The organism is Sporosarcina sp. NCCP-2222 (assembly GCF_023168145.1).
Taxonomy (GTDB): domain Bacteria; phylum Bacillota; class Bacilli; order Bacillales_A; family Planococcaceae; genus Sporosarcina.
The window spans coordinates 526422-551704 of record NZ_BQYK01000002.1; the positions used below are offsets into that span (position 1 = coordinate 526422).

29 protein-coding genes are annotated in these 25283 nt (G+C 38.6%); 19 read left to right on the forward strand and 10 right to left on the reverse strand.

From position 1 onward, the window contains the following. Window positions 1–279: 279 nt before the first annotated feature. Together NCCP2222_RS06615 and NCCP2222_RS06620 are read right to left on the reverse strand one after the other, a co-directional pair. The gene (locus NCCP2222_RS06615) at window positions 280–606 is read right to left on the reverse strand and encodes a hypothetical protein (protein ID WP_248510757.1); all 327 of its coding nucleotides are present in this window, start codon (window positions 604–606) and stop codon (window positions 280–282) included. 213 nt (window positions 607–819) lie between these two features. Next, window positions 820–1701, reverse strand: coding sequence for a LysR family transcriptional regulator (locus NCCP2222_RS06620; protein WP_248510759.1), 882 nt, complete (start codon window positions 1699–1701; stop codon window positions 820–822). A gap of 108 nt (window positions 1702–1809) precedes the next feature. Between NCCP2222_RS06620 and NCCP2222_RS06625 the strand changes: the two genes are divergently transcribed. The 11 genes from NCCP2222_RS06625 (at window position 1810) to NCCP2222_RS06675 (ending at window position 11996) form a co-directional block, all read left to right on the forward strand. Continuing rightward, window positions 1810–3003: a coenzyme F420-0:L-glutamate ligase gene (locus tag NCCP2222_RS06625; RefSeq protein ID WP_248510761.1), complete on the forward strand. Its 1194-nt coding sequence runs from the start codon at window positions 1810–1812 to the stop codon at window positions 3001–3003. An 834-nt stretch (window positions 3004–3837) separates the two neighbouring features. Beyond that, complete coding sequence (locus tag NCCP2222_RS06630) at window positions 3838–4050, forward strand: hypothetical protein (RefSeq protein ID WP_248510763.1); 213 nt, start codon at window positions 3838–3840, stop codon at window positions 4048–4050. 53 nt (window positions 4051–4103) lie between these two features. Next, window positions 4104–4343: a hypothetical protein gene (locus NCCP2222_RS06635; RefSeq protein ID WP_248510766.1), complete on the forward strand. Its 240-nt coding sequence runs from the start codon at window positions 4104–4106 to the stop codon at window positions 4341–4343. A gap of 43 nt (window positions 4344–4386) precedes the next feature. Further along, a complete protein-coding gene (locus NCCP2222_RS06640) occupies window positions 4387–4599 on the forward strand; it encodes a hypothetical protein (RefSeq protein WP_248510768.1) in 213 nt (70 codons plus the stop codon). A 52-nt stretch (window positions 4600–4651) separates the two neighbouring features. Further along, the gene (locus tag NCCP2222_RS06645) at window positions 4652–4852 is read left to right on the forward strand and encodes a hypothetical protein (protein ID WP_248510770.1); all 201 of its coding nucleotides are present in this window, start codon (window positions 4652–4654) and stop codon (window positions 4850–4852) included. A gap of 341 nt (window positions 4853–5193) precedes the next feature. Beyond that, the gene (locus NCCP2222_RS06650) at window positions 5194–6084 is read left to right on the forward strand and encodes an McbB family protein (protein WP_248510772.1); all 891 of its coding nucleotides are present in this window, start codon (window positions 5194–5196) and stop codon (window positions 6082–6084) included. Continuing rightward, window positions 6077–6886 (forward strand): nitroreductase family protein, encoded by an 810-nt coding sequence (locus NCCP2222_RS06655; RefSeq protein ID WP_248510774.1) that lies wholly within the window; start codon window positions 6077–6079, stop codon window positions 6884–6886. Before NCCP2222_RS06650 ends, NCCP2222_RS06655 begins: the two co-directional genes overlap by 8 nt. Before the next feature lies 1 nt (window position 6887). Next, a complete protein-coding gene (locus tag NCCP2222_RS06660) occupies window positions 6888–7910 on the forward strand; it encodes a hypothetical protein (protein WP_248510776.1) in 1023 nt (340 codons plus the stop codon). Window positions 7911–7925: 15 nt separating this feature from the next. Next, entirely contained in the window at window positions 7926–8987 is a 1062-nt protein-coding gene (locus NCCP2222_RS06665) for a YcaO-like family protein (protein WP_248510778.1), read from the forward strand. 18 nt (window positions 8988–9005) lie between these two features. Beyond that, window positions 9006–10232, forward strand: a complete 1227-nt coding sequence (locus NCCP2222_RS06670; protein ID WP_248510779.1) for a M16 family metallopeptidase — start codon at window positions 9006–9008, stop codon at window positions 10230–10232. A 12-nt stretch (window positions 10233–10244) separates the two neighbouring features. Then, window positions 10245–11996 carry an ABC transporter ATP-binding protein gene (locus NCCP2222_RS06675; protein ID WP_248510780.1) on the forward strand — a complete coding sequence of 584 codons (1752 nt, stop codon included), beginning with the start codon at window positions 10245–10247 and terminating at the stop codon, window positions 11994–11996. 676 nt (window positions 11997–12672) lie between these two features. On the opposite strand, the gene NCCP2222_RS06680 is transcribed toward NCCP2222_RS06675, so the two are convergent. Both NCCP2222_RS06680 and NCCP2222_RS06685 read right to left on the reverse strand, forming a co-directional pair. Further along, window positions 12673–14250, reverse strand: a complete 1578-nt coding sequence (locus NCCP2222_RS06680; RefSeq protein ID WP_248510781.1) for a hypothetical protein — start codon at window positions 14248–14250, stop codon at window positions 12673–12675. After that, complete coding sequence (locus tag NCCP2222_RS06685; protein WP_248510782.1) at window positions 14240–14941, reverse strand: ABC transporter ATP-binding protein; 702 nt, start codon at window positions 14939–14941, stop codon at window positions 14240–14242. The genes NCCP2222_RS06680 and NCCP2222_RS06685 overlap by 11 nt, the downstream gene beginning before the upstream one ends. Before the next feature lie 460 nt (window positions 14942–15401). Between NCCP2222_RS06685 and NCCP2222_RS06690 the strand changes: the two genes are divergently transcribed. The 3 genes from NCCP2222_RS06690 to NCCP2222_RS06700 all read left to right on the forward strand — a co-directional run bounded on the left by NCCP2222_RS06690 (window position 15402) and on the right by NCCP2222_RS06700 (window position 17622). Next, the gene (locus tag NCCP2222_RS06690; RefSeq protein WP_248510783.1) at window positions 15402–15740 is read left to right on the forward strand and encodes a magnetosome magnetite crystal formation protein family; all 339 of its coding nucleotides are present in this window, start codon (window positions 15402–15404) and stop codon (window positions 15738–15740) included. A 12-nt stretch (window positions 15741–15752) separates the two neighbouring features. Beyond that, complete coding sequence (locus tag NCCP2222_RS06695; RefSeq protein WP_248510785.1) at window positions 15753–16487, forward strand: MerR family transcriptional regulator; 735 nt, start codon at window positions 15753–15755, stop codon at window positions 16485–16487. A 265-nt stretch (window positions 16488–16752) separates the two neighbouring features. Next, window positions 16753–17622, forward strand: a complete 870-nt coding sequence (locus NCCP2222_RS06700; RefSeq protein WP_248510787.1) for a DUF2167 domain-containing protein — start codon at window positions 16753–16755, stop codon at window positions 17620–17622. Window positions 17623–17669: 47 nt separating this feature from the next. On the opposite strand, the gene NCCP2222_RS06705 is transcribed toward NCCP2222_RS06700, so the two are convergent. From NCCP2222_RS06705 to NCCP2222_RS06715, 3 genes are all read right to left on the reverse strand, one after another. Next, entirely contained in the window at window positions 17670–18212 is a 543-nt protein-coding gene (locus NCCP2222_RS06705; protein WP_248510789.1) for a GNAT family N-acetyltransferase, read from the reverse strand. Between the two features lie 56 nt (window positions 18213–18268). After that, the gene (locus tag NCCP2222_RS06710) at window positions 18269–18982 is read right to left on the reverse strand and encodes a GNAT family N-acetyltransferase (RefSeq protein ID WP_248510791.1); all 714 of its coding nucleotides are present in this window, start codon (window positions 18980–18982) and stop codon (window positions 18269–18271) included. Between the two features lie 83 nt (window positions 18983–19065). Next, window positions 19066–20007: a Gfo/Idh/MocA family protein gene (locus tag NCCP2222_RS06715; protein WP_248510793.1), complete on the reverse strand. Its 942-nt coding sequence runs from the start codon at window positions 20005–20007 to the stop codon at window positions 19066–19068. Window positions 20008–20139: 132 nt separating this feature from the next. Here NCCP2222_RS06715 and NCCP2222_RS06720 point away from each other — a divergent pair, with 132 nt between their 5' ends. After that, window positions 20140–20634: a DUF1648 domain-containing protein gene (locus tag NCCP2222_RS06720; RefSeq protein WP_248510795.1), complete on the forward strand. Its 495-nt coding sequence runs from the start codon at window positions 20140–20142 to the stop codon at window positions 20632–20634. A gap of 114 nt (window positions 20635–20748) precedes the next feature. Here NCCP2222_RS06720 and NCCP2222_RS06725 read toward each other — a convergent pair whose 3' ends face one another. Both NCCP2222_RS06725 and NCCP2222_RS06730 read right to left on the reverse strand, forming a co-directional pair. Beyond that, window positions 20749–21030, reverse strand: coding sequence for a hypothetical protein (locus NCCP2222_RS06725; RefSeq protein ID WP_248510798.1), 282 nt, complete (start codon window positions 21028–21030; stop codon window positions 20749–20751). Between the two features lie 18 nt (window positions 21031–21048). Next, window positions 21049–21723 (reverse strand): YjgB family protein, encoded by a 675-nt coding sequence (locus tag NCCP2222_RS06730; protein WP_248510800.1) that lies wholly within the window; start codon window positions 21721–21723, stop codon window positions 21049–21051. 259 nt (window positions 21724–21982) lie between these two features. On the opposite strand from NCCP2222_RS06730, the gene NCCP2222_RS06735 reads away from it, so the two are divergent. Further along, the gene (locus tag NCCP2222_RS06735; RefSeq protein WP_248510814.1) at window positions 21983–22573 is read left to right on the forward strand and encodes a hypothetical protein; all 591 of its coding nucleotides are present in this window, start codon (window positions 21983–21985) and stop codon (window positions 22571–22573) included. Window positions 22574–22651: 78 nt separating this feature from the next. Continuing rightward, window positions 22652–23011 (forward strand): carboxymuconolactone decarboxylase family protein, encoded by a 360-nt coding sequence (locus tag NCCP2222_RS06740; RefSeq protein ID WP_248510816.1) that lies wholly within the window; start codon window positions 22652–22654, stop codon window positions 23009–23011. Between the two features lie 37 nt (window positions 23012–23048). Here the strand turns inward: NCCP2222_RS06740 and NCCP2222_RS06745 are convergent, their stop codons facing one another. Further along, window positions 23049–23381, reverse strand: a complete 333-nt coding sequence (locus tag NCCP2222_RS06745; RefSeq protein ID WP_248510818.1) for a DUF378 domain-containing protein — start codon at window positions 23379–23381, stop codon at window positions 23049–23051. Between the two features lie 221 nt (window positions 23382–23602). Here NCCP2222_RS06745 and pgeF point away from each other — a divergent pair, with 221 nt between their 5' ends. Then, window positions 23603–24361, forward strand: coding sequence for a peptidoglycan editing factor PgeF (pgeF, locus tag NCCP2222_RS06750; RefSeq protein WP_375709165.1), 759 nt, complete (start codon window positions 23603–23605; stop codon window positions 24359–24361). 38 nt (window positions 24362–24399) lie between these two features. Then, the gene (locus NCCP2222_RS06755; RefSeq protein WP_248510820.1) at window positions 24400–25116 is read left to right on the forward strand and encodes a class I SAM-dependent methyltransferase; all 717 of its coding nucleotides are present in this window, start codon (window positions 24400–24402) and stop codon (window positions 25114–25116) included. The last annotated feature ends 167 nt before the right edge of the window (window positions 25117–25283 follow it).

The window sequence follows — 25283 nt, forward strand, 5'->3', positions numbered from 1 at the left end:
CAAGGAACGTTCCTGAAATGTAGTTGGCGGGTTGCTGGCTTGAACATATAGACCAATTGTCAGTAAGGAAATCAAAACAACTATTACTACTATTTTTTTCTGACGCCAGATTTTTTTCAATTCAAATTGAATAACCTTCAGCGGCTTCACCCCCTGATAAACTGCTGTTCATTTTACTATTCTCCCCTTTGTGAATATGCATTTGAGTCGCAGATAACAAGTCTGCCCTTCTATTGTGAGCTAAAATAGAAGGGAGTCTTTCACACCCAAAAGTATTCTTTACTTTTCTTCAATTGAAGAACTAAATGGAGCTGGGACAGGTGTTCCTTGTGGATAAACTGTTCCCGCATACACTCCGTAGAAATTACCTTTTGTTCCTCCGCCATATTGAAGGGTCAGCCATCCGTGATAACCTCCAGATGAGTAATAATAATAAGCTGGAGCAAGGTTTTTTCCAGTAGATACTACATAGTCCGAAATCCATTTGGTACTCTGTTGCACATCAACTGAAGAACCTTCAAATGCACTTGCACTGTTAGGATTGTGTGACATTGAAAATATGATTGCAGTTACAAATGTAAAACAAGCCATTGTAAATTTTTTCACCACTACACCCCCAAATTCAACATTCAGATTATAGAATAATCTAAATATATAATAACCCACTAGTAGAATATGTCAAATATTTTACTGGTAATTATTTTCCGTTAACTCCTAAATCTAAAAACTTATCTTCGCGTCTATTGAAAAAGCTCATCTCACGCAAAAAGCGATCGATAAGCTCTTTACATTATTTATTACTGTCTGAATGTAAACAAACTACCTTTCAATCAACTCCACAAACTTCGTCGATGCCGGAGAAAGAGGAACGCTTCTCAAGGAACAGACACCGATGCTGCGTGGGGGAATCTGCTCAGTAAACTGAACTTCGCGAAGAATTCCTCGCTCTAAATAATCCTCCGTAAATTCCTTCGTCACACAGGCAATCCCCATATTGATGCGCGCAAATTCCACCACGAGATCATGGGAACCGAGTTCGAATTCCGGTGAGATTTTCACCCCTTTGGCGAGTAAAAATTCCTCGACATACTTCCGTGAATTTGAATTGGGCTCCAAGAAAATCAATGGAAGCTTCGCAAGCTCTTGAAAATCGATCGGTCTTGCAAGCAGCTTTTGGTACTTCTCCCCGTAAACAAATGTGTCATGGATATCAAGACATGGCGTGACATGCAGCGATGCGTCGTAAATCGGTAAATTACAGATGCCAATGTCCACCTCTCCAGACTTTAAATACGCAATCAGTTCATCTGTCGTGCCATTGACAATTTTTAATTTAAGGCTCGGATAACGATTTCGGAAGGCTTCCAGCTTGGGAAGTAAAAAATATTTAGATATCGTATCGCCAACCCCGACCCGGAGTTCACCAGTCGTAAGATTTTTAAATTCCGCCATCTTTTCTTCACCGATTTCGATTAAATTGATGGCAGAGTTAACATACTCCAAAAGAAGGGTTCCTTCAGTCGTCGGTGTGACTCCTTTTGGCGTCCGGTTGAACAGCCTTGTACCGAGTTCATTTTCGAGCTGCATGATCGCCTGGCTCACTGCCGGTTGTGTCATATAAAGCACTCGTGCGGCCTTGGAAAAGCTTTGATTCTTGCCGACGATGCTAAAAATACGATACAAATCTAATTTACTAACCATATAACCCCTCCTTATACCCATTATTACATATATTAATTTTACTTATATCAGTTACCGTTGTATAGTACAAGTAGATTGAAAATCAAAAAAGCGTTAGGAGCGATTTGAGTGGAACGAGTAGTCGGAACGGTTGTAAGAGGTCTTCGTAGCCCAATCATTAATAAAGGCGATCAAATCGAAGAAATCGTAGTAGATACTGTATTAAAAGCTGCAGAAGTCGAAGGAATCACAATCCAAGACAGAGACATTGTTACGGTAACAGAATCTATCGTTGCCCGGGCTCAAGGAAATTACGCGACAATCGATCATATTGCACAAGATGTTCAATCAAAATTCGGCGATGATACATTCGGAGTCATTTTCCCTATTTTAAGCCGTAATCGTTTCGCAATCGTCCTTCGCGGCATTGCAAAAGGAGCAGCGAAAAAAATTGTATTGATGCTTAGCTATCCATCGGACGAAGTCGGCAACCACTTGGTTGATATCGACACGCTTGATGAAAAAGGCATTAACCCATGGACAGACGTACTGACGGAATCAGAATTCCGTGAGCACTTTGGCTACAATAAACATACATTCACTGGCGTCGATTACATCGACTACTATAAATCCATCGTTGAAGAATACGGTGTGGAGTGCGAAATCATTTTCTCCAACCATGCCAAAACAATTTTAGACTATACAAAAAATGTCCTTACTTGTGATATCCATTCCCGATTCAGAACGAAACGCATTTTAAAAGCGAATGGCGGAGAAAAAGTATACAGCTTGGATAACATCCTCTCCGAATCCATTGAAGGAAGTGGCTATAACGAAGCATATGGACTGCTCGGCTCCAACAAATCGACGGAAGACAGCGTCAAGCTCTTCCCACGCAACTGCCAGCCTGTCGTCGACACAATCCAATCGATGTTGAAAGAGAAAACAGGCAAAACTGTCGAAGTCATGATTTATGGAGACGGTGCTTTCAAAGATCCAGTCGGCAAGATTTGGGAACTCGCAGACCCTGTCGTCTCTCCAGCTTACACAGCAGGTCTTGATGGAACGCCAAATGAAATCAAGCTTAAATATTTGGCAGACAATGAATTTGCCAACCTTCGCGGAGAAGAAGCGAAAAAAGCGATTGCCGAATACATCGAGAACAAAGAATCCGACCTCGTCGGTTCCATGGCGGCCCAAGGCACAACGCCACGGAAATTGACGGACTTGATCGGTTCTCTCTCGGACTTAACGTCCGGCAGTGGAGACAAAGGAACGCCTATCGTCTTCATTCAAGGGTATTTTGACAACTATACAAAATAATAAATGGCCTGCAACCGAGAACATCGGTTGCAGGCTTTTTATTACCCACCATCAACTTCAAAATCAATAGATCACCCACAACTACTATGAACAGGAACTGTTCCAATTAAATTACTTATCAGCAAGGAAGTCAAAAGCAAACGAAAATGCCACTCCGATAAGAACTACAGTAAAGGCAGACCATCCAGAAGATTAAAGATGAAATTGGGGATATCTTCCTTCAATTGTATGCCACTCTATATATACATACCTAAATAATCTTTACTGTTTATGGTATACCCTTCGTAATTTATGTATCCTCCGAGTAACAAGGATATAGGTAAATAAATTCTCACCCTCTTCTTCCAACAATTCAGTTGGAAGCCATTTAAAGCTGAGGTCGACACCTTTCTTAAATCTAAGACTTAAAATACAGTTGAAGTTGAGGACCTATCATTTCCTGGGAATATACCCCATTCATTAAACCCTACATCTAATCTCATTCCTGCATTTCTGTAAGTAAATTACTGAACTCCCGACCCGCTCCACGATGCCAAGAAATTCAATTTATATAAGAGACGGAAAATAAAATATACGCTTTTTTATTGCAATAATTCAACAAGAAGAAATGAAATCATGGAAAAGAAAGGGAAAAATCATTATCAGATGTCAAAAACTACTTGATAAAATGAATAATTAGTTATATTCAAAAAAACATAATTAATTACTAAATTTTCAAATCCACCACTTGCAATAATACAATTTAATGGTAATATACTAGATGCATATAGTTGTCCAATTATAAAAAATATTTAATCGACAATATATGACTACCAAAAAAGGAGGTGAAAACATATGACTCAATATCCGAATTCAACCCCACCTTCAAATGAAAAACCAGCTAAGGATTATATAAAAAACGAATTCACCAATGCTCCTGGTTTTGGTGTTGGGGTACTTACTGTAGAAAATTTTCATGCAAGTTCTAACCCACCTCCAACATATTCCTGCAAAGGAAGTCAACTTTGTTGTGCAGTGTGTGGATCGTCACAAGCAAAGCAAGTCTGAATATCGTTCTAGATACTCATTTATCTAACAATTGGAAAAGGAGGAAAGAATATATGATTCAACAACCATCTTCAATTATTCCACCTACTACTGAAAAACCAGCTAAAGAATATCTAAAAAACGAATTCACCATTGCTCCTAGTTTTGGTGTTGGGGTACTTACTGTAGAAAATTTTCATGCAAGTTCTAACCCACCTCCAACATACTCCTGCAAAGGAAATCAACTTTGTTGCGGAGTGTGTGGATCGTCACAAGCAAAGCAAGTCTTGAATTTCGCCCTAGATACTAAATAGTAAACTGGTATTATCTAAAAATTGGAAAAGGAGGCGAGAATATATGATACAACAACCATCTTCAATTATTCCACCTACTACTGAAAAACCAGCTAAGGAATATAACAATAATGCATTCACCAACGATTCTGGCTTTGGTGTTGGTGTACTTACTGCAGAAGAACTTTTTCATTCGGGAAGGAACCCTGTTCCTGCACTATCTCTATGTTGTTCAATGTGTGGATCGTCACAAGCAAAGAAAGTGATATTGTCCTAAATACTGAATAGAAACTGATATTATCTAACAATGAAAAAGGAGAGGAAAATATATGATTCATCAACCATCTTCAATTATTCCGCCTACTACTGAAAAACCAGCTAAGGAATATAACACTAATGCATTCACTAATGATTCTGGCTTTGGTGTTGGTGTACTAACTGCAGAACAACTTTTTCATTCTGATAGGTATCCTGATCCAACAAACCCATGTTGCGCCAAGTGTGGATCGTCACAAGCAAAGAAAGTCTGAATATCGTCATAGATACTGAATAGCAAGCTGTTATTGTAAGAAAATTGGAAAAGTAGGATAAAATATAAGATTCAACAACCATCTTCAATTATTCCACCTAATACTGAAAAACCAGCTAAGGAATATAACACTAGTGTATTCACTAACGATTCTGGCTTTGGTGTTAGTGTACTTACTGCAGAAGAACTTTTTTACTCGGATAGATACCCTGGCCCAATAAATCCATGTTGCGCCATGTGTGGGTCATCACAAGCAAAAAAAGTTTAAAAAATAGAATGTGGAAGTTGTCGTATCCAACTTCCACAATTTACTTAAAAAAATATCAAATGAGGTGAATGTTGATGAAGACTATGCAAATACAGAAATATAATATAACTAATTTTGTATACCACGTTTTACCGAACGGAGAGGTAGTAGTCCAAACTAAACAAGGGATCGTAAGAATCACTAATCCTAAAATGATTGAATTTATAAAACGTATAGATGATAGAAGTATTAATAAAAGTTTACTAATCAGTGAAATTGAGTCTTTTTTTTCAAACGATTCAGATAGCGCAATTGATTTTCTATTAAATTATAAAATAATAGAAATTGAAAGAGGTATCGATTTTAGAATCAAGCAAGTCAAAGTCTTTACAAATGATAAAAAATTTTTAGACCTATTTCGATCTATTGTACACGAGGATTTTATACAAAGAAATCTCAAAGTAGAATTTACAAACGATTTCAACAGTTTAAATCTTAGCGAAGATGATTTAATTTGCTGTTTTTTAAATCCTTATGATCAAGTATTAGCAAAGACGATAGTAGAAAAGGTTCAAAAAGCAAATTCAGTACTATTAATGTCTTATACGTACAATAACAATATTTTCATAGACAACCTATATAGAAACGAATGGAAAAATCCCTGTCACATTTGCAATATCAAGAACTTAGAAACACAACTCAGAGTGGCAATTAATGGAAACATAACTTATCAGCAATTAATAGATATTTTGTACCACGAAGATGCATCCTTTAACACTGAGATTAAATTAGAAGGCAAAGATATATTGGAGCTTTCCACTGAAATGTATCGAATGATAAATAAATTTATATTTAGAAATAAAAATGTTGATTTATCTATGTTTTCCGGTTTTGAAATTAACGAGTCAACTTTAATTGACATTCATTCTCAATCAACTACAAAAGATTTTAGTATTCACTGGGAGCTGTGTGATTGCTATGAATAAAACAATATCTGATAAAACTCCACATTGGGATTATGGCATTGAAAAAATTTTAAACTTAAAAATACTAGAAGACACAATAAAGTTTCATCAAAGCAGTACACGAATAGTTAGAGATACTTCTGATAATATGAATCCTGAGTTAGATCAATGGTTGCTTAATGTAGAATACACGGATATCTTACCAAATGTTTATAAAGAAGAAATAAAACTAAGTATAGAAAACAAGAAGAATTTTAATGGGAGCGAGAGAGATTTTACATCTGAGAATTTAGGTGTAAATGAGTTCTCTGAATTGATTTATAATTCATTTGGGAGAAATAAAGAAAGTACTTCTAAAAGATATCCTTCTGCTGGAGCCCTCTATCCAGTTATTCCACTAATTTATTTGTTTGAGGAAAATTCAATTAATGGTTTAGATATAGGAGCAGGCGTATACGTATTAAATACTCAAAGAAATACTTTGCGCCAGATAAAATCATATACACAAACTGAATTAAACGAAATAAATAATACTATTACCAAAATTACTGAGAGTAAAAGAATGATTTCAAAATATTGTATTGGCTACTCAATAGATATGAAGAGAGCAATTGGTAAATACCAACGACGTGGATATCGACATGCATTAATAGAGGTAGGGCTAGCAGCACAAAGTTTTAAAGAAAGTTGTATAGAAATGGATAAAATAGGACAGGTATGTTGGTCAGGATATGACGATAACGCATTTACTTTCTTATCAGGAATGAATGTTCGAAACGCTCCTGTTGTATTAATACAATGGTTTGGAAAAGTAGTGAATTAATATGAAGTTCATAAAATATAATCAGGCATTTTTTAATTATCCAAGCAATTTATATAGTAGTGATCCTAAGCTTACTTATATTTATTGGGGAAATTTATTGGTAGATAACCTTATTGGACCTACTGGGAGTAATGCTATTGATAAATCATCTAAAGTGTCCACATTGAAAAGTTTTAATGAAGCAATTGAACGTAGAGCTCTAATGGCAGGTGGTTATAGTAATGAAAGAAATGAGGTTGAATATTATAATTTAGTTACCAGTGAGATAGGGACTATTTCTAAAAAGTACACAACGTACAGTATTGACAAAAAATTTTTTTCCGATACTACCGGTACTGCAAGTTATTACAATAGTCATGACACAATATATAAAGCAACCAACGAATTGTTAGAAAAAAATTGTCTATTTCTCTTTTGGTATGGATTAAAAGGAAAGAAAGTAATCTTGAATTTTGAAAATAAATATTTGAATATGCTGATGAAAGAAGGCTATTCTGTTGAAATTTTTGAAGTGGATTATTTATCACCTTTCATCACATATATCACTATAATCCATAATGATAAAGATTTAGTATATTCGACTGGTATTTCGGGTGGATTAAACAAGACCAATTGTTTATTAGCTTCTATAGAAGAAGCATATTTATTAATGTGGAAAAATGATTTTGAGAGAATTGCTAATCCATATAATGACTTCACACTAAAACATCACATAGAATTCATAGATTACTTACGAGATTTTAGTATGAAAGAAATAAGCATTAAACAATGCCCAAATAGTAACTCAAAAAATAATATTAACCTTTTAGTAGAATCGTTACCGAGCTGGATTAAAGAGCTAAATGTCGTACGGCTAAATACTACTGTTAAGGAGGCAAATAAAGTTGTATTGGTATTTTCTAGGGATTTATTTAATCACATCCCACTCAAAAGAGCTATAGATTTAGAAAAACCAATTAATAAAGAAACTATAAATTTGAGTGAGATAGATTTAAAGAGAATCCCTGAGTGTATGATTATATAAAAAGGTTGTGAATTCATGATATATGATAATAAGAAAGCTCCATATATAAGAAATAAATTTACAGTAGAAAGGTCTACATTTTCTAATCAAATCATTGTAGGTGCTGTGTCTGCAAAAGTTTCCTCCAGTTTACAGGGACAAAACGCTGGATTAAAAATCAATGAGGTTATTAAGCCTGCGATTGGTGAATTTATAGAACGACAGTCTTTATTCTATAATTATAAGAGTTCGAAAGATAATATGAAAGCATTCCGACTAATTACTGGAGAGGAAGCTTCTTTTCCTGCTGGAGATATTGTATTCGCAAGGGGTGCAGAATTTTCAGACTCATGTGGCGTAGCATCGCATTTAAATTCAAAACAAGCTATAGAAAGTGCTTTTCTTGAGTTTTTTGAAAGACAATCATATATTTTTAATTGGCTTACCAAGTCAAGTGGAAAATTAATTGATCTAGATAGCTTTAATAATGAATATATCGCTAACTACTCCCACACCTTAAACCAATTCGTCGATAAGCTATACTTATTTGAAATTTCGTTAGACCCTACTATTAAGGTTGTATTTGGTTTAGGAATAGGAATTTATCATAAGATAGCCGGGCTCTCAGCCGCTTTTACAATAGAGGAAGCTATAGCTTCGACTTTACAGGAAATGGTGCAAGGAGCTAGCTATAAACATAACAAGAATAATGTTGATTACTATGAAGATAACTTTGATTATGGAGATGATGTGGATTATTATTTCGAAAATTTCGAGAAGTATAATCCACAACAACTAATTGCCGAATATGCATATTTATTTAAAGACAATAGGAAGTTTGCGAATGTTCAATCTACTCCTATAAGAGATTTAAATTTACTTATACCTGTAATTGAGAATAACTTGAAAATAAAAATATACTGTTCACTTATTCCGTGTTTTTACAAAGGATTTAGAACAAAAATAGTTAAAGTCTTTTCTCCAGAAGGCTATCCTCATATGTCACCGATTAATTATAACGATATTAGCGATTCGGTTATTTACGGAAAAAAAGTAAGTGATTGTCCAAACTTCAATAAACTAGTTCTATTCCCATAAATTAAAGGAGGATTAAATTTGAAGAGGTTAAAAAAATTAGATGTTTTAACTTATCACAAAGATTATTATAATTCTATATCCGTGGGGTTATTTATTAAATTCGGATCTAAAAATGAAACAGAGGAAGATTCAGGGATATCTCATTTTATTGAACATATGCTATTTAGAACAAATAAAAAAAACAGAAATTCTAAAATAATTGTAGAAGAACTAGGCGGATATGTAAATGCTTATACTACAAAGGAATATATATGTATTCATGGAAAAATACTGAGTAATTATCAAGAAATTCTAATTAACACAATATTAGACATTGTTTTATATCCTTGTTTTTCTGAGACCGATATCAAACTTGAAAAACAAGTTGTATTAAATGAATTGTGGAATTATGAAAACAACGAGGAAATCCAATGTCAAAATAAATTGATGAATACTATGTTGGAATCGCACCCTTTGTCAAGAACAATACTAGGAACAAAAAACAATATAAAAAATTTCGAACAAAATTATTTACAACTAAAGCATATAGATATTTTGAAAAGAAACAAAGTATTGAGTATTGCTGGAAATATAGATAGTGATAAAATTAATAATATTTTAGAGCAGCGAATTAATGAGTTTCCAGATTCCGATAACTCCCAGATCTATTCTATTGAAAAAATTAACAACTATAAACAGATCAATTTAAAAAGACAAAATAATAGGAATGTAAACACTATATCCCATGCATTTCCAGGTATAGAATACTCCAATAAAAAAATTATGCTTTATAATATTCTAACTAATATATTAGGATATCATTCATCATCAATCCTAAATCAAAAACTTAGAGAAGACAAGGGTTTAGTATACAATGTAAACTGCCTTTCTTATTCCTTCGAAGAAGGAGGAATTGTATTAATTTCTTGTTCAACTCATAAGCCAGAAAATATTGCGGTAATAACCGATATCCTTTATAGGGAGTATGATAGGATCCTTGAAAAGGGAATAAGTTTAGAGAGTTTTAACATGATGAAAGAAGTCTTAAAGACACAAATACTTTTTAATTCAGAAAACCCCTCTAACATTATGTTTGATAGAGGTAAGAGTTTTCTTTTAAATATAAGTGGATACAAAGATATAAATTACGAGTGCTCAGAAAATTTAAAATCGGATATTGACCTTCTTAAATATAGTGATCTCAATAAAATTCTGACGAATATTTTTAGCAATGAAGTATCGACCATTTCATCAGTATCTGTATGAGGAGGACATTACTTGATTAAACCTTCAAAAAAGAATAGTTGGAAAAACTTTTTCACACTTATAATAAATAGTAAGCCTCCAAAATTTCTTATAATCGTTGCCTTTTTATTAAGTATTATAAGTACGTTTTTAAGTCTATTGATGCCCTTAATGATTAAATATTTAATTGATAATTTCGAGAGTATTACTTTTACTTCATCTACTCTATTATTAATAGTAAGTTTTTTTATTGTCCAAGGAATGTTGGGTGGAGTCTCATTATATTTACTTACATACATAGGGCAAAAAGTGGTAGCTAATTTTAGGAGTCAATTATGGAAAAAGTATTTAAAGCTGCCACTACAGTTTTATAATAATAATAAGACTGGTGAATTGGTTAGTAGAATAGTTAATGATACTCTAGTCATTAAAGGTATAGTCACAAATCATTTGGTAGACTTTGTGACTGGCGTGATAATCACTCTTGGATCAACCATAATATTGTTTATACTGAACTGGGAAATGACGGTGATAGTACTTTTATCTATAATAATTTCCTTCTTCTTGATATTACCTTTAAGTAAAAAAATGTACAATATAACTATTGGATATCAAAATGAATTGGCGAAGTTTTCAGCCACAATAATGCAAGGTCTTTCTATGATTCAACTGATAAAATCATCCAATATGGAGTTGGAAGAATATAAACGAGGGAGTAAAGATGTAGCCGAACTTTTTAAATTCAGTATCAAAGAAGGGAAATTAATAGCGATAATCTCTCCTATTCTTAGTTTCCTTCATATATTAAGTATATCTATGGTAATAATATATGGTAGTCTCCAAGTTTCAACCGGATCTTTGTCTGCTGGGGAACTAGTAGCGTTTGTATTGTATTTATTTCAAATGATGGGTCCAATGTCTCAATTCACAATATTCTTTAATCAGTTGCAGAAAGCTAAGGGTGCAACTGAAAACATTTCTAATTTACTAGGCGAACAAGAAGAATTATATATGTCAGTACAAGAGCTAAAAAATATAAACGAAAAAATTACCTATGAAAATGTTTACTTTGAATACAATAGTAATGAGCAAATTTTAAAGAATATAACCTTTGATATTGATCCTGGAAAGGTTACCGCAATTGTTGGACCAAGTGGAAGTGGTAAGACAACTATTTTTTCTTTACTAGAAAGATTCTATGAACCAATCAAAGGTGCCATTAAAATTGGGAAAAAAAATATAAACACATATTCTATCAATTCTTGGAGAGATAATATTGGATATGTTTCACAAGATACAACAATTTTTGCTGGTACAATAAAAGAAAATATTGCTTATGGAGTTAAAAGAGATGTAACAGATGAAGATATTGCAAAGGCTGCAAAGTTAGCTTATGCAGATGAGTTCATAGAAAAAATGACAGACAAATACAATACTTATGTTGGTGAAAGAGGGGTAAAACTTTCTGGAGGACAACGCCAGAGAATTGGAATTGCAAGAGTTTTATTAAGAAATCCACAATTGTTAATGCTAGATGAGGCTACGTCAAGTTTGGATTCAACTTCAGAGGCAATTGTTCAGAAAGCATTAAACAATTTAATGGTTGGAAGAACTACACTGATTATTACTCATCGACTATCCACGATTAAGCACGCAGATAAAATCATCTTAATAGACAATGGGCGAATTATTGGTAGCGGTACCCATGATGAATTAATAGAAAATCATGCTATGTACAGAGAATTCGCTACAAATCAATTGTTAATCGAGCATAGTGTAATATAACTTAAATAATTGTTGTCACATACCTGATAAGTTCTCTTCACAGATTATCTTAATTTAGTCAGTAAATATTGCATGTTGAGATGCCAATTGTCGGTATTATGCCGACGATTGGCTGTATGCTATTTTTGCTGAACTGGTTTTAATAAGATAGTAGTTGAAAGTTCGAGTCATAAATTTCATATGAACTAAGTCAGTTCAGCAGAATTTTAAGTCACTAGAGCTATCAAATTAAGGTCTGAGATTACAACATTCTGTTATTTATATAGCCTTCTGTATAATATAATTTGTCTATGTGCTCAGGGAATACTAATGCACACACACACACAAGTGGGGAGTTTCCCTACCGTGCTTTGTTCTATTTACTTTTATGGAAATGTAGAGAAGTTCTAGCACATTTTTTCCGCGACTTTTTTCACCCTTTCAAATTCATAGGGTTAGATTCGGTTGATAGTCACGTGAAGGAATTCGATGCAAGCGTTGTCTTATAGTCTCCTTTATTGCTCATGCTATTTTGCTTTGCTTTCTCCGCGAGAGGTAAGTTCCACCGAGTGCCCCTTTCCATACAAGTCATGACAAGCTTTATAAATATTGCATATTTAATTAGCTGATTAACAAGGAAGTTCTACCAACTTTAATTTGCCATCAATAAATTTCTGAACACAGTAAATATTTTTTATCATGTAAAATCAGTTTTAAAAATGAATAGATTAATTACCGCTACCGCTCCAAGAACTATAGCAGTTGTTATGCTATGAGGCATGGCAACTGTGTAAAGGTAGAAATGAATTCCTGATAACGCCAGCAGTAACGGCAGACTATAAAGAAGGCTGAAGATTACATTCGGATTGGATTTAACTGCTTCCGAAGGGTTTTTCCATTCCGTCAATGGATGCTTGCGATCATATAACGGCGCCAGCAAATTATAACTGACCATTAATAAAAGAACGACACCCAATAGCAGGAGCGAGTGCATTGTAGCGTAACCAGTCAAAAGAAAAACTGCATAGCTGATCAGGATCGATATGGCACCAATTATGGACGAGACCAAAACTTTTGAAAGGTATATTTTCCTCTGATCGAATGGCAACCCTTGTAGTAAATAATAATACTTCCCCTCTCGGGAATAGGGTGTGCCGCTTGTATTATTCATGCAGCTCATGAAAAGCACGACGTAAGCAAATACAATCTCTACATACCCGCCTTCCATCAGATCCGTAGGAATCCATTGCTGCCGATCGGACAGCAGCAAGCATACTGAAATTACAGGTGTCATGACCAAGCTGAGAAGTACATGTAGCTTAAAATATGGTTCGGACTGGAGCACCCATCGTTCCCTCTGAAGATAGCGCCGCCATTCATTATCCCCTGCATACACTTTCGATTTTCTGAATGTCGAAGAACCCATTTCTCTCCTGCCATTCTGCATGTAGTGCAGCGCCATACTTTGAACAGCCCCTTGATACAACAGAAAACTAGCCAACCAGAACAAGAGGAGCATAAACAGGAAGCGCAACGATATTTCTGGGGCAGTATAAATTCCGATGATTTGCTTTACTACTGGCACTTGCCCCACTGCCATATAAATGCGGGTCATCAATGTATCGATTAATTGGACTATAGAAGAAAACGTGTCCATGGATATGTCTGACCATAGGACCTTTACGTTTACTTTTGAGCTAGTGACCACCCATAGAATAAAAACTGCTGCAATCCCGATTGAAGCGATTCCATTCAACAGCAAGGAAGCCATTGTCGTCAAATGTCTGCGCCAGAGCTGTACTAAGGACAACAGGAATAGGAGCAGCAGGACGGTAAAGATGAGTAACGTAGGCAACAGCAAAATTGTTTTTACAAGCTCCGCCCATTTCATTCCCCAGATTAATAAAATCAAGGCAGGTATTTGAAGAACGGTTGTCAGGAGGAGAGGCAGCAGTAAACTGCTCATGACTTTGGCACTGACGATCCGTTGCGATTGAATCGGCAACGATGCCATCAATCCATATTCACGGTAGCTGAACACGACAGAGACAGAGAAATAAACCGTCAGGAAATAGACAAGGACAATAGAAATCGCCAAATTATAAAATAGATAGACGGGCAATGTACTGATGTGATAGATAGCTACATTCAGGACCGCTATCTGAACGGCCAAGTAGGCAAGGGCAATCAGGAGCGTGACCCGCACCATCACTTGCTTTGGAATCGTGTAGGCAGAAGAAGCAAAAAAGAAAGGCAATGGGTAATTATGCTTCATGTTTCTGCTTCTCCAAGAAAATCGATTCAAGGGAACCTTGTGCCATCAGTTTGTCGATGTCTTCATGCAAAATTATCCGGCCGCCCTTCAAAATGGTGATCGAGTTGCAAATCTTTTCGGCAACGTCCAGTAAATGCGTAGAAAAGAAAACGGTTCCTCCTGCATCCACATAGTCTCGTAAACAATCTTTAAATGTTACAACGGCATTTGGATCCAACCCATTCATCGGTTCATCCATGATCAGGATCGGCGGCTGGATCGTAAAGGCCGCGATGAGCGACATCTTATGGAGCATTCCATACGAATAGGACCCCATCGGTTTATGAATGGATGTCTCCATGCCAAATCGTTCGATATACATAGTTAGTTTTGCATCGTCTCTTTTCTCATATAAAGGCAGCAAGAATTGAATCCAATCATAGCCCGAGACATTCTGAAAGACCTGAATGGTATCTGGAATATAATAAAATTGTTTTTTATACTGAAGGGAATCCGATTGGGAAACCCCATTGATCGATACGTTTCCGCCGTCCTGTTCTAAAATGCCTGTAATGCAATTGATCGTCGTGGTTTTCCCCGCTCCATTGGCACCGACAAAACCTAGAATCTCTCCTTTTTCAACTTGCAGATCGACCCCATGTAATATCGTGTTGGCTCCAAAGCTTTTTCTAAGATTATTTATCGTTAACATACATGCTCCCCCTTTTCCTTTTGAAACTTCTTTTTGGCAAACTAGAAATACGCGACACCTAATACTCACTTTTACTTTTGTTATATTAATTGTAGAACAGATTTTAGTGTAGGTCAATATTTTGTAGGTGTGTGATTTGATGCTCAAATACTATCGGGCAAGCGAAAAGAACTCGACGACGGCAAGCACTGTAGCTGTAACTCTCGGAATGTTTTGGCGTTAGTGTTTTATGCCATTTGCCTTGCACTGTCTAATAAGTACTCAAAATAAATTCGACTCTTTTCCAAAAATCGCAAAAAGGAAGAACCGTTATTTTTGTTCTTCCTTTTTGCATCAAGTTATTTTAAAAAATTCGAAGCAATAATTTTCTTTCAAAGCTCTTGAATCTCCACCTACGTCATCTTCTACGATTGGAATTGAGTTCCTTGTGGGACTACAATTTGTAGAGGAGACGAATGAATTGAAACAAGTATCTATGAGGAAACGTTGGCTTGCTGCGGCCATGCACATACTTTCCCTCTTTCTCACTTTTTTTCTGCCATTGGCCGTTTATTTCCTAGTCCGGAAGAAAAGCAGCTACTTTACCTATCACGCAAAGGAAGGCTTGAATCTGCACTTTACTTTTTTTCCGATTTTCATCATTTTGACTAGAGTATTGGCTAAGGTTTGGCCCTTTGCAGCTACCGTTGCCTTGCTGCTCATTCTACTGGAAACGATACTCATCCTGGTAGCCGCCATTTTCACCTTGATGGGCAAGAAGTTCTCGTATCCGGTTATTCGCTATTTCAAGACAGAATAGGAGAGGGTACCTTTGGAAACAGTCCTGTACACGATTGGTGAATTCGCAAAAAAGTCTGGAGTCAGCGTTCGCACACTCCGCTATTATGACAGCATTCACCTATTACAACCGAGCAACTTCACAGAAGGTGGACATCGTCTGTATGACACAGACGACCTGCATCAGCTTCAGCAAATTCAAGCATTAAAATTTTTACGTTTTCCCTTAAAGGAAATCAAAGAGATGATCGAGCAAAAACATATTGCACGAGAAGTCATGATGGATTCAATTGAATTTCAACAAAGAGCGTTTGAAGCACAGCTCAAAGATATTCAGGATATTCTTGCAAACCTCGAACATCTTAAAAGAGTGGTAGAAGAAGAACCCACTGTAGATGTTTCCGTCTTCAGCTCCATGCTTCATATGTTTATATTGGCAAACGAAACGGAGGCTTGGCTGAGCAAACACCTGCCGAGCGAATTAGTCGACGAAGTTGATAATAGCGAGAAACTCCAGCTGGAGAAAGAATGGACGAACATTCTAACTGCTATTAAAGTAGCAGTACAAGAGGAAATCTCTCCAGATTCTGAGGAAGCACAACAAATCGCTACTCGTTTAACTGCCATTATGAAAAAAACGATGAAGGGCGACATAGATGCTATTTCCCCTCAAATTGAACAGGCGGAGCCGCTTGATTTCCCCAATCCTTTTACTGAAAAAGAGCAACAATTCCTGGTATCTATTATGAATCTCTATGAAAAAGGATAGCGACGGCTATCCTTTTCATCTCAAGCCTTCTCCTCTCCCCTCTTTACAAAAGTTTGAAAAAAATCATATCAAAATAGCTACGAATCCACCATATTTTATAGGGATTACTATTTATTTATCAGTGATTATTATGTAAGTTATATCTTTTTTCAAAGTTGTTGCTATAATCGTTAATGGTTTCATTTGGAATGATTGGTACTTCCAATTTCCATTTCACTTGAGCACTACATATTTTTATATCATAGAAGCTTGGAGGATTTTTAGCATGAAACGTTTGACCGCTATGGTCGCAGCACTGTTAATGATTTTAAGTACAACCGTGACTGCAGACGCTGAATATGAGTACAACTGGATTGAAGGAGGAGTAACCGTAGACTTAGGCGAGATTGCAACGGTTGACCTTGATCCTGACTTTCTCTTCTTGGATGGAGAAGACACGAGGCAGCTGGCACTGGAATACGGGGATCCTGTTTCTGGTGACGAAGTCGGTAGTATTTACTCGATGGATGAAGAACAGACGTGGGCTGTCTATTTCGATTATGAAGAGACCGGACACATCAAAGATGATGAAAAAATCGACGCAAAGGCTTTGCTGAAGAGCTATCAGGCGGGAGCAGAGGAAGCGAACAAAGACCGGGAGCCAGGCGAGCGCTATTATGTAACTGGTTGGGATATTGAACCTTTCTATGATGAAGATACCCATAATTTGACGTGGTCTTTATTGCTGGAAGATGATAATAAGGAAACCTTCTTGAACTATAATACGAGGATACTAACGAGAGAAGGGAATATTTCGGTCATTCTTGTAACAGACCCTGAAAACAGGGAAGCAGACAAACAAATCCTTCAAAATCAGATCTTATCTCAACTCAATATTACAGATGGAAATAAGTACACCGATTTTGATAAATCAACAGATAAAGTCGCAAACTATGGACTATCCGCCCTTATTTTAGGTGGTACCGGTTTGGCGGTAGCGAAAAAGGCTGGCTTGCTCGCTGTTATTTTGGCATTTGCTAAAAAATTTGGCGTCCTGATTATTGCCGGAATCGCTGCACTCTGGAGTTTCATTCGTAAAAAGAAGAAGAAACCTGCTACGGAACCTGCTCAACCCGACGGACCTTCAGGTGAATGACGATGCTCAGTTCCTTCCCATAGCGGATGGAACTGAGCATCTCACTTTTATGCTAAAGTATCCGCTTTGATTCGCCCGTACACTTCATGATCGACAAACTTATCGTACAACCATTCAGCCTGTCGAATGCGGCCTTCTTTTACAAATCCGAGTCTTTCCGGAATGGCCTTGCTCTTGTGGTTTTCCACGGCAGCCCGAATTTCAATTCGATTCAGATCGAGTTCATTGAAACAATAATCAATGACAGCTTGGCAGGATTTTGTCATCAAGCCTTTCCCTTCAAAGTCTTTTCCAAGCCAATACCCGATGGATGTTGACCGATTCGCCCAGTTAATGCCATGCAAGCCGACCACGCCCGCCAGCTCACCTTGAAACCAAATACCAGCCTCAAACCCGTTGTTCTCGCTATACTTTTTCAAAGTGCCTGCAATGAATTTTCTCGAATCCTCCACCGTTTGATTGTAGTCCAGCCAAGGCAGCCACGCTCGTAAACTGTCCCGTGATTTGTTCATGAGTTCAAATAGCTGCTCAGCATGACGCGTCTCCAGCAATTTCAGTTCTGTCTCTTCGTTAATCCGATATGTAAACATACAATTCCTCCTAATCTTTCCATCTACTTTACCATAGGAGAATCCATGTTACTTACTTATTTTATATCCACTCGATAAATCCCTTTCCGATCCCGAAGTGTGCAACCATTCCGTTTAAAAATGTGAATCATATTTTCATTGGCTTCGTCCGTACTGCCGACATAATACGATGCACCGATACGCTTCAGTAACTCCAGCGAAATACGATGCATGGTTGTTCCATATCCTTTGCCTCTAGCTTCCGGCACCGTTCCGAAATAAAACAAGCGTCCCTCATCCTTTGTTCCTTCTTCAATAATCGGAATGCTTAGCCCGATCAGCTTGCTCTCCCGCCGGAACATAAAACAATGTGACCGCCACTCAGGACCCAATTCATTTTCAAGAGATTCCATCACTTGTGCAATCGTAAACAGGTTGTTTTTATTCGCCGAACCGCTTCGGCACCGTTCATACAGGTCAGCAAATTCACTGTCTGTCATGGAGCCCTCAGCTAAAGAATCAGCCTCGATGGCCGCGTCCCCCGAGAAGTCCTCCTCCAAGCTACGTGTATACTCGACAACCGTAGACACATTGCGGAATCCTTGTTCCACAAGCCACTTCGCATAAGCAGGATCCATCAAAAGCGATAAGTAGCCAATTTCTCCTTCTCTCCACTCCGCCAGCAGGCTTCTAAACGCATTGAGATACGTTTCTTCCGGTACCCCATCCCGCTTTATTTGGTCGACAAGCCAATATTCCTTGTCCTTTTTTATGATTGAAAATAAATCCACCATACCCACTCCATTCTTGATTACGTAAACTAAATAACGATAATGAAAATCCCCTATTTCAAAAACAGGGGATTTTCATTTGTTTATTGCCGCAAAGCCTCCAGCACAACCTGAGAACGATAGCCAACCTCAAAATCATAAATCTCGGCGGCTTGTCCTTTCACCGCTTTCACGAGCTCATCCACCAGTCGTGGAGCAGTTGCATCCTCAATTGCCATCTCTTCTAGCAGCTCGCCTGTCTTACCGCCGCGCAGCGTGCCCCAGTTCTCAAGTGATAGGACGCCTTCTGTGCCAAACGCCGTAAAACCGATATGTTCTTTGCCGGCCATACCACTCATGCCTTCAATCAACACAGGCGTGCCGTCCGCCAGCTCAGCTGTTGCGATAATGCCCGTTTCGCAACGGTCAGGATCAGCAGGCAGCTCAAGCCGAGTTTGGATATTGGAAAGATTTCCGAATATCTTCAATGTCTGCTGGATGAAATGCACGCCGACTTCCAAGACGAAGCCACCTTGTTCCCGTCCGCCGACCCAGTCATTTTTCTGCCAGGCACGCGGCCATTCCGGAAACTGCATCATCAACTGCAGGCGTCTTACTTGTCCAACATAGCCTTCTTTTATCAACGCGGCAAACTTCGCAGCCGCCGCACCATAATTCAACGGGAAATTCATCGCATGGACTACACCCGCCTCTTTCGCCATTTGCATCATCTCTTCTGCTTCTTCCACAGAGTTCGCAAGCGGCTTCTCGCAGAGTACATGCTTCTTCGAGCGCAGCACATCCATAACAATAGCATGATGATATTTTGGCGGCACCGCGACATAAACGAGCTCCACTTTTTCGTCTTCAATTAATCTCTTATAGTCTGTATAGAATTGAATTCCACCTAATTGATTTGCTGTTTCCTCTGCCAATGATTCCAAATGATCACATACAGCTACTACAGATACATCCTCATGAGCTGAAAATTGTTGGATCAAACGTTGGCCAATTGCCCCTAAACCGATAATCCCAATATGTACCACGAAACATCCTCCTTTTTTTCTATCGTACAATAGAGACTGGATGATTGTCATGGTTTCCTTGCGCGGAGTTGATGAAACCTTTGTCCTTATTCTACGTAAATTTAACATCGAAAAATTTTGGAGGGTGCCTCTATGTATAAACGACCGAAACTAAACATTCCAAAAACCTTATTGGAAAAAGTGGCTGATCTTCTTGGCTCCATCGTTTTCATCTCGTGGATCGGCTATCTTGTCTACGCTTGGGGCCAGCTTCCTGATCAAGTGCCCGGCCATTTTGATGCAGCCGGCAACATAGATCGATGGGGCTCCAAATGGGAATTGATCATTTTGCCAATCATTGCTGCCCTATTAACTGTGTTCATGGCCTTTTTGGAGAAACATCCAGAATGGCACAACTACATGAATTTAAATGAGTCCAATATTGAATTTCAATACAAGAATTCACGGCTTTTGCTAAACATCATGAAAAATGAAATTCTAGTTTTCTTTGCGTATATCAGTTTCAATTCCATCCAATTGGCCTTGCGCAAAGCTGATTCCATCGGCATCGCCTTTTTGCCGGTCTTTCTCACCGTCCTATTCGGCACTATGATTTTCTTTGTCGTTAGATCGTTTCGGAAAAAGTGACAGACTGTTGCACGCCAAGCAATGGAGATGAAGGACACACAACGTTTATTCATCTCCTAGTCAGCTAATGTAATAATAAAAAAGGCCTGGGAATCTCCCGCGGCCTGTGTTTGACTAGTATTTTGACGCTTTGTCCTTCAATTGATCCACATACTGCTTAGCCTCCAGTAAGGACAAGCCGAACCTTTCCCTCGCTTCTTTCACGGCTTGCACTTCCTTACCTTTCCTTAGTAAGGCAAGTACTTCCTCAGAGACCGGTGTTTCAATTTCCATATGCTTCAACAACCGTTCCAACAATCTATCCTGTCGCTTAACCCGTTCTTCGATCATGGCCAGCTTCGAGTAGAATAACAATCCTATTCCTAGTAAAAACATAGCAATAAAAAGTACTCCCATTCATAATCCCCCTTGCCTTCACCCTTGCCATTTCTTCAAATTCACATGATCAGGCTTCCCGTTGTCCCCGATAATGAACTGTAATTCGAACTCTCCTACATGATAGCGTATATTCTTTTCGCCTGTCGCTTCTATTTTTCGAATATCATCCGGCCTTCCAAGCTGCGCTGTCAAATCCTCTTCGGTGATCCCACCAAGATTCGTCTGGCGTTCTACATTTGTTCCAAAATATCGGGCTTCCTGGAGAACCCCGTCCCCATTGTATTTGAATGCGACGGAAGGATTGCCCATTGAGCCATGATAGTGCTCATAGCCCTGATTTTTTTCTTCTGGTTCACCTATCGCATTGTATACGTCCTTCCTCGTCGTCTTTCCGATGATAAAACCTTGGTCAGGCTGATATACTTTCCCTTCCTCGGCACGCTCCGCCAGGCCATTCAACATGTCCAGCGCCATTTGTTTTTGCTCGTCTTCCACTGTGGTTTCGGAGGTCGGTGAGTCTGTCTCCCCTTTTGAATTAGATGCGTCAGGGTAAGACGTTTTGCTGTCCGTTGTTCCAGCATTATTTGGTTCTTCTGTCGCCGGGACTTGACTCACATCACCAGTTTGTCCGTTCTCATCGTTGGCCTTGGTACATCCAGCAACAAGAAAACAGATTGCCGCGACCGCAAGCATCCATTTCATTCTTCCCATACGAATGTCTCCTTCCGATCATAAGATATCTCCCATTCTTCTCTTTTTCCTTTTAGGTGTCAATGAAAAGACTGTCCTCCAATATAATGGTTCCCTCCCCCAAGCAACATCCGCGCCTGCTATGTTTTTTTCAAGTAAATATTCTCCACATTATGCATAAACTACTTCCCATCAATCTTCATGAGTAGGGTTCAAGTCGAACACTTCCGGGTATTTTATGAACCATGTTTTGTCGGTTTTAGTTGGGATGTGATATAAAATGTTTGGACTTTCTGATCTCGTATCCCTCGTCATATCGGCTTTCATCATCTTGCCTATCGTTGTCTTTCTTCGCGAGTCGGGATACTTGATCGTCAGCTGGCTATTTGGGGTAATTGAACCGAGGCTCACTATCGGCTCAGGTCCCCGTATTCTTAAAATCGGCATGCTCGATATCCGAAAGTATTATCACTTATACAGTTGGTTTTCGTATGATGGATTGAAACGTAAAAGCAAATTTGCCTATATTTGCATTTATTCGGGGCCGATTCTCATGAATTTAACCCTTGCCCTCCTCATCAATTTGCTGGTAGCTAACGGATGGGGTGAGGAATACAAGACTTTCTGGGATCGGTTTGTGTTCTATGCATTTTACTATGTATTATTCGATGTTGTTCCTATGATCACGGTAGACGGAAAACCGAATAACGGGATGATTATTTATGAAATGATCCGTTATGGAAAGCGGGTCGATTACAATAGCGAATCCTTCCTTCCCGCCACTTCTGAGGTGGAAGAAGAATACCAAGAAAATATGAAAGAGATCAAAAAGATGGAACAAGAACGTAAAGAAGAAAAACGTGAAGACTAAATTGGCGTCCATTCTCAAATAAGATGCATGCCTTTTGCCATCCTGCAAATACTACCCTCGAACAGGAGGGACTACCACATGGAAGAAATCACGTATACAGAAGCCGTTTTGCAGGAGTACAAAGTCGGAATGGGCAGCTTCTCAGAAAAACTGCCGGAAGTGGCAAGAACGTTCCATGCGTTTACTGAATCGAGCTTTGCAGCGGGCGCACTGGATCAAAAGCAAAAACAACTCATCGCTCTTGCCATAAGCGTGTACTCGCATAACGAACATTGCATCGTCTATCACACGAAGGGCTGCCTGGACAACGGCAGCACGGAGGAAGAAATGATGGAAGCGATCGGTGTCGCAGCAGCCCTCGGTGGAGGGTCGGCAATGAGTCAGGGTGTCACTGTTTTACAAGACGCTCTGGAGGATTTTCGAACTTCCATGCAATAATGAACAGCCACCCTGCATATGGGTGGCTGTCGTTTTGTTAATAGGAATTATCGTCAGAGCGATCCGTCTTTTTCTCAGTTGTTTCCTTTTTGAAATCCGGTTCTTCACCAAATTCAGTTCCGTAATTCGGATTAGAAAAACGACGGTCCGTACGGCTCGGGGCCGTTTCAGTATCTTCATTCGGCTTGAACAAAAGACCAATACAGATCAATCCGCTTAAACCGACTAAACCATATACCACCCTAGACAAAAATGCATCCTGGCCTCCAAACAATGTAGCGACTAGATCAAATTGGAATAGAGCGATCAAACCCCAGTTCAACGCACCAATTATGACTAACGCAAGCGCGATCCGTGAAAGCGTACTCATGCATGACACCTCCTTCGATTAGAAAATCGTGAACCTCTAACGTTCGGCAGCATCTACTATGCATTTCACCCGGTAACTTCAGGTGAACCTGCCCACCGCACCTGTTATGATTCGTTATTATCTTTTGCCAAAAGCGATTTTTAATACATGTAAAACATTTTTCGGGTGCTTGCCCTACACAATATTTGGGAGGGACGATATAGTAGTAGAAGGTGATGAAAATGAAAAAAATCTATATGGATAATGGAAATATCGTGGCCGGCATAACTTTGAAAGACAAGCCACTGGCCGAATCAAATAATATGGCGCTCCATGTGTGCCAAAATAGCAACAACGTTTTGGAGAATCGTAAAGAACTGGCGGACTTTCTACAAGTTTCAATCCAAGACTTCGTATGTGCCAATCAAACCCATAGCGCCAACTTCCATCGAGTCACTCAGTTGGACAAAGGACGAGGTGCCTTGAATAACTCGGATGCCATCCCGGATACCGATGCTCTATACACGTACGAAGCAGGTATTGTACTTTGCAGCTTCACAGCCGACTGTGTACCGGTGATTTTCTATAATGATAAGACAGGCCTCATAGGAGTCGTTCACTCCGGTTGGCAAGGAACGGTAAAGGAAATTACGTTCAAATTGTTTCAACATCTACAGCAAGCGGAGCAATGCAATCTGGCGGATATTCATGTACAAATCGGCGCAGCGTTAAGCCAGGAGAAATTTGAGGTAGACGAAGACGTTTATAGAAAATTTAAAGACCTGGGGTATGCGGATGACTACATGTTCTTCAAGGAATCGACGGGTAAATATCATATTGACAATCAACTGACAGTAAAAAAGCAGTGCGAATTGGCTGGCATTCCAGCCCACCAGATCACAATTGACCGTACATGTACGTTCCAAGATCCAGCAGGATTTTCTTACCGTCAAGACAAGCAGTGCGGCAGACATCTCAGCTTTATTAAAAGGCACCAATGAAACTCTGAAATAGATATAGAAAGAAAGCAGGTTGCACAATGATCCCAATTGTTTATGATCAATTAAATCGATGGGGAAAAGATGATGATTTTTTCCTTTCCCTTCTACAAAAATCAAACACGAAGCAACTTGCAGATCTCGGATGCGGAACAGGCAGGCTCACCGTACATTTTGCCAAGCAAGGATACGAAGTAACAGCCATCGATCCTAACGAAGAAGCCATCGAGACAGCAAGAATTAAAGAGCATGCTAGCCATATCAACTGGGTGGTCGGAGATAGCGCGAACTTGACAACGGATGCATACGATACAGTCATCATGACAGCCAATGTCGCCCAAGTCTTCCTGACTGATGACATCTGGCAGCAAGTGCTCGCGGATGCTTACCGGGCGCTGAAAGACGGCGGCCACTTCATCTTCGATACACGAAATCCATTAGCGAAAGCCTGGGTCGCCTGGATGCAAGACGACACACCTGATGCCGCGGTACATCCGGAAAATGGAGAACTCCTTGAAATCTGGACAACATACGACGGGCTCGAGGACGATATCTTCACATTTTATGAAACGGTTACCTATGCACAAACTGAGGAAGTCATCATTCGAGAAAAAATTCAGTTGAAATTCAGGACACTGGAAGCCATTCGGGAATCTTTGAAGAAAGCCGGATTTTCAGAAGTGATAGCATATGGTGATTGGGAATTCAACGAAGCAACAACTCGATCCAAATCATTTATCTTCGATTGTGTAAAATAAAGTCCGTCCGGAAAGTCATTGGATTTTCCGGATCGGCTTTTTTTATGGGTGGATAGTTAGAGGGTGCTTGTTAATGAGGAGTAGAAGGATTGGCTGGATTAAGTCCATATAATTGTGTAAATAGGAAAAAGCCACTTCCATCCCTGTGATAAAATGTTTTCAGCGAC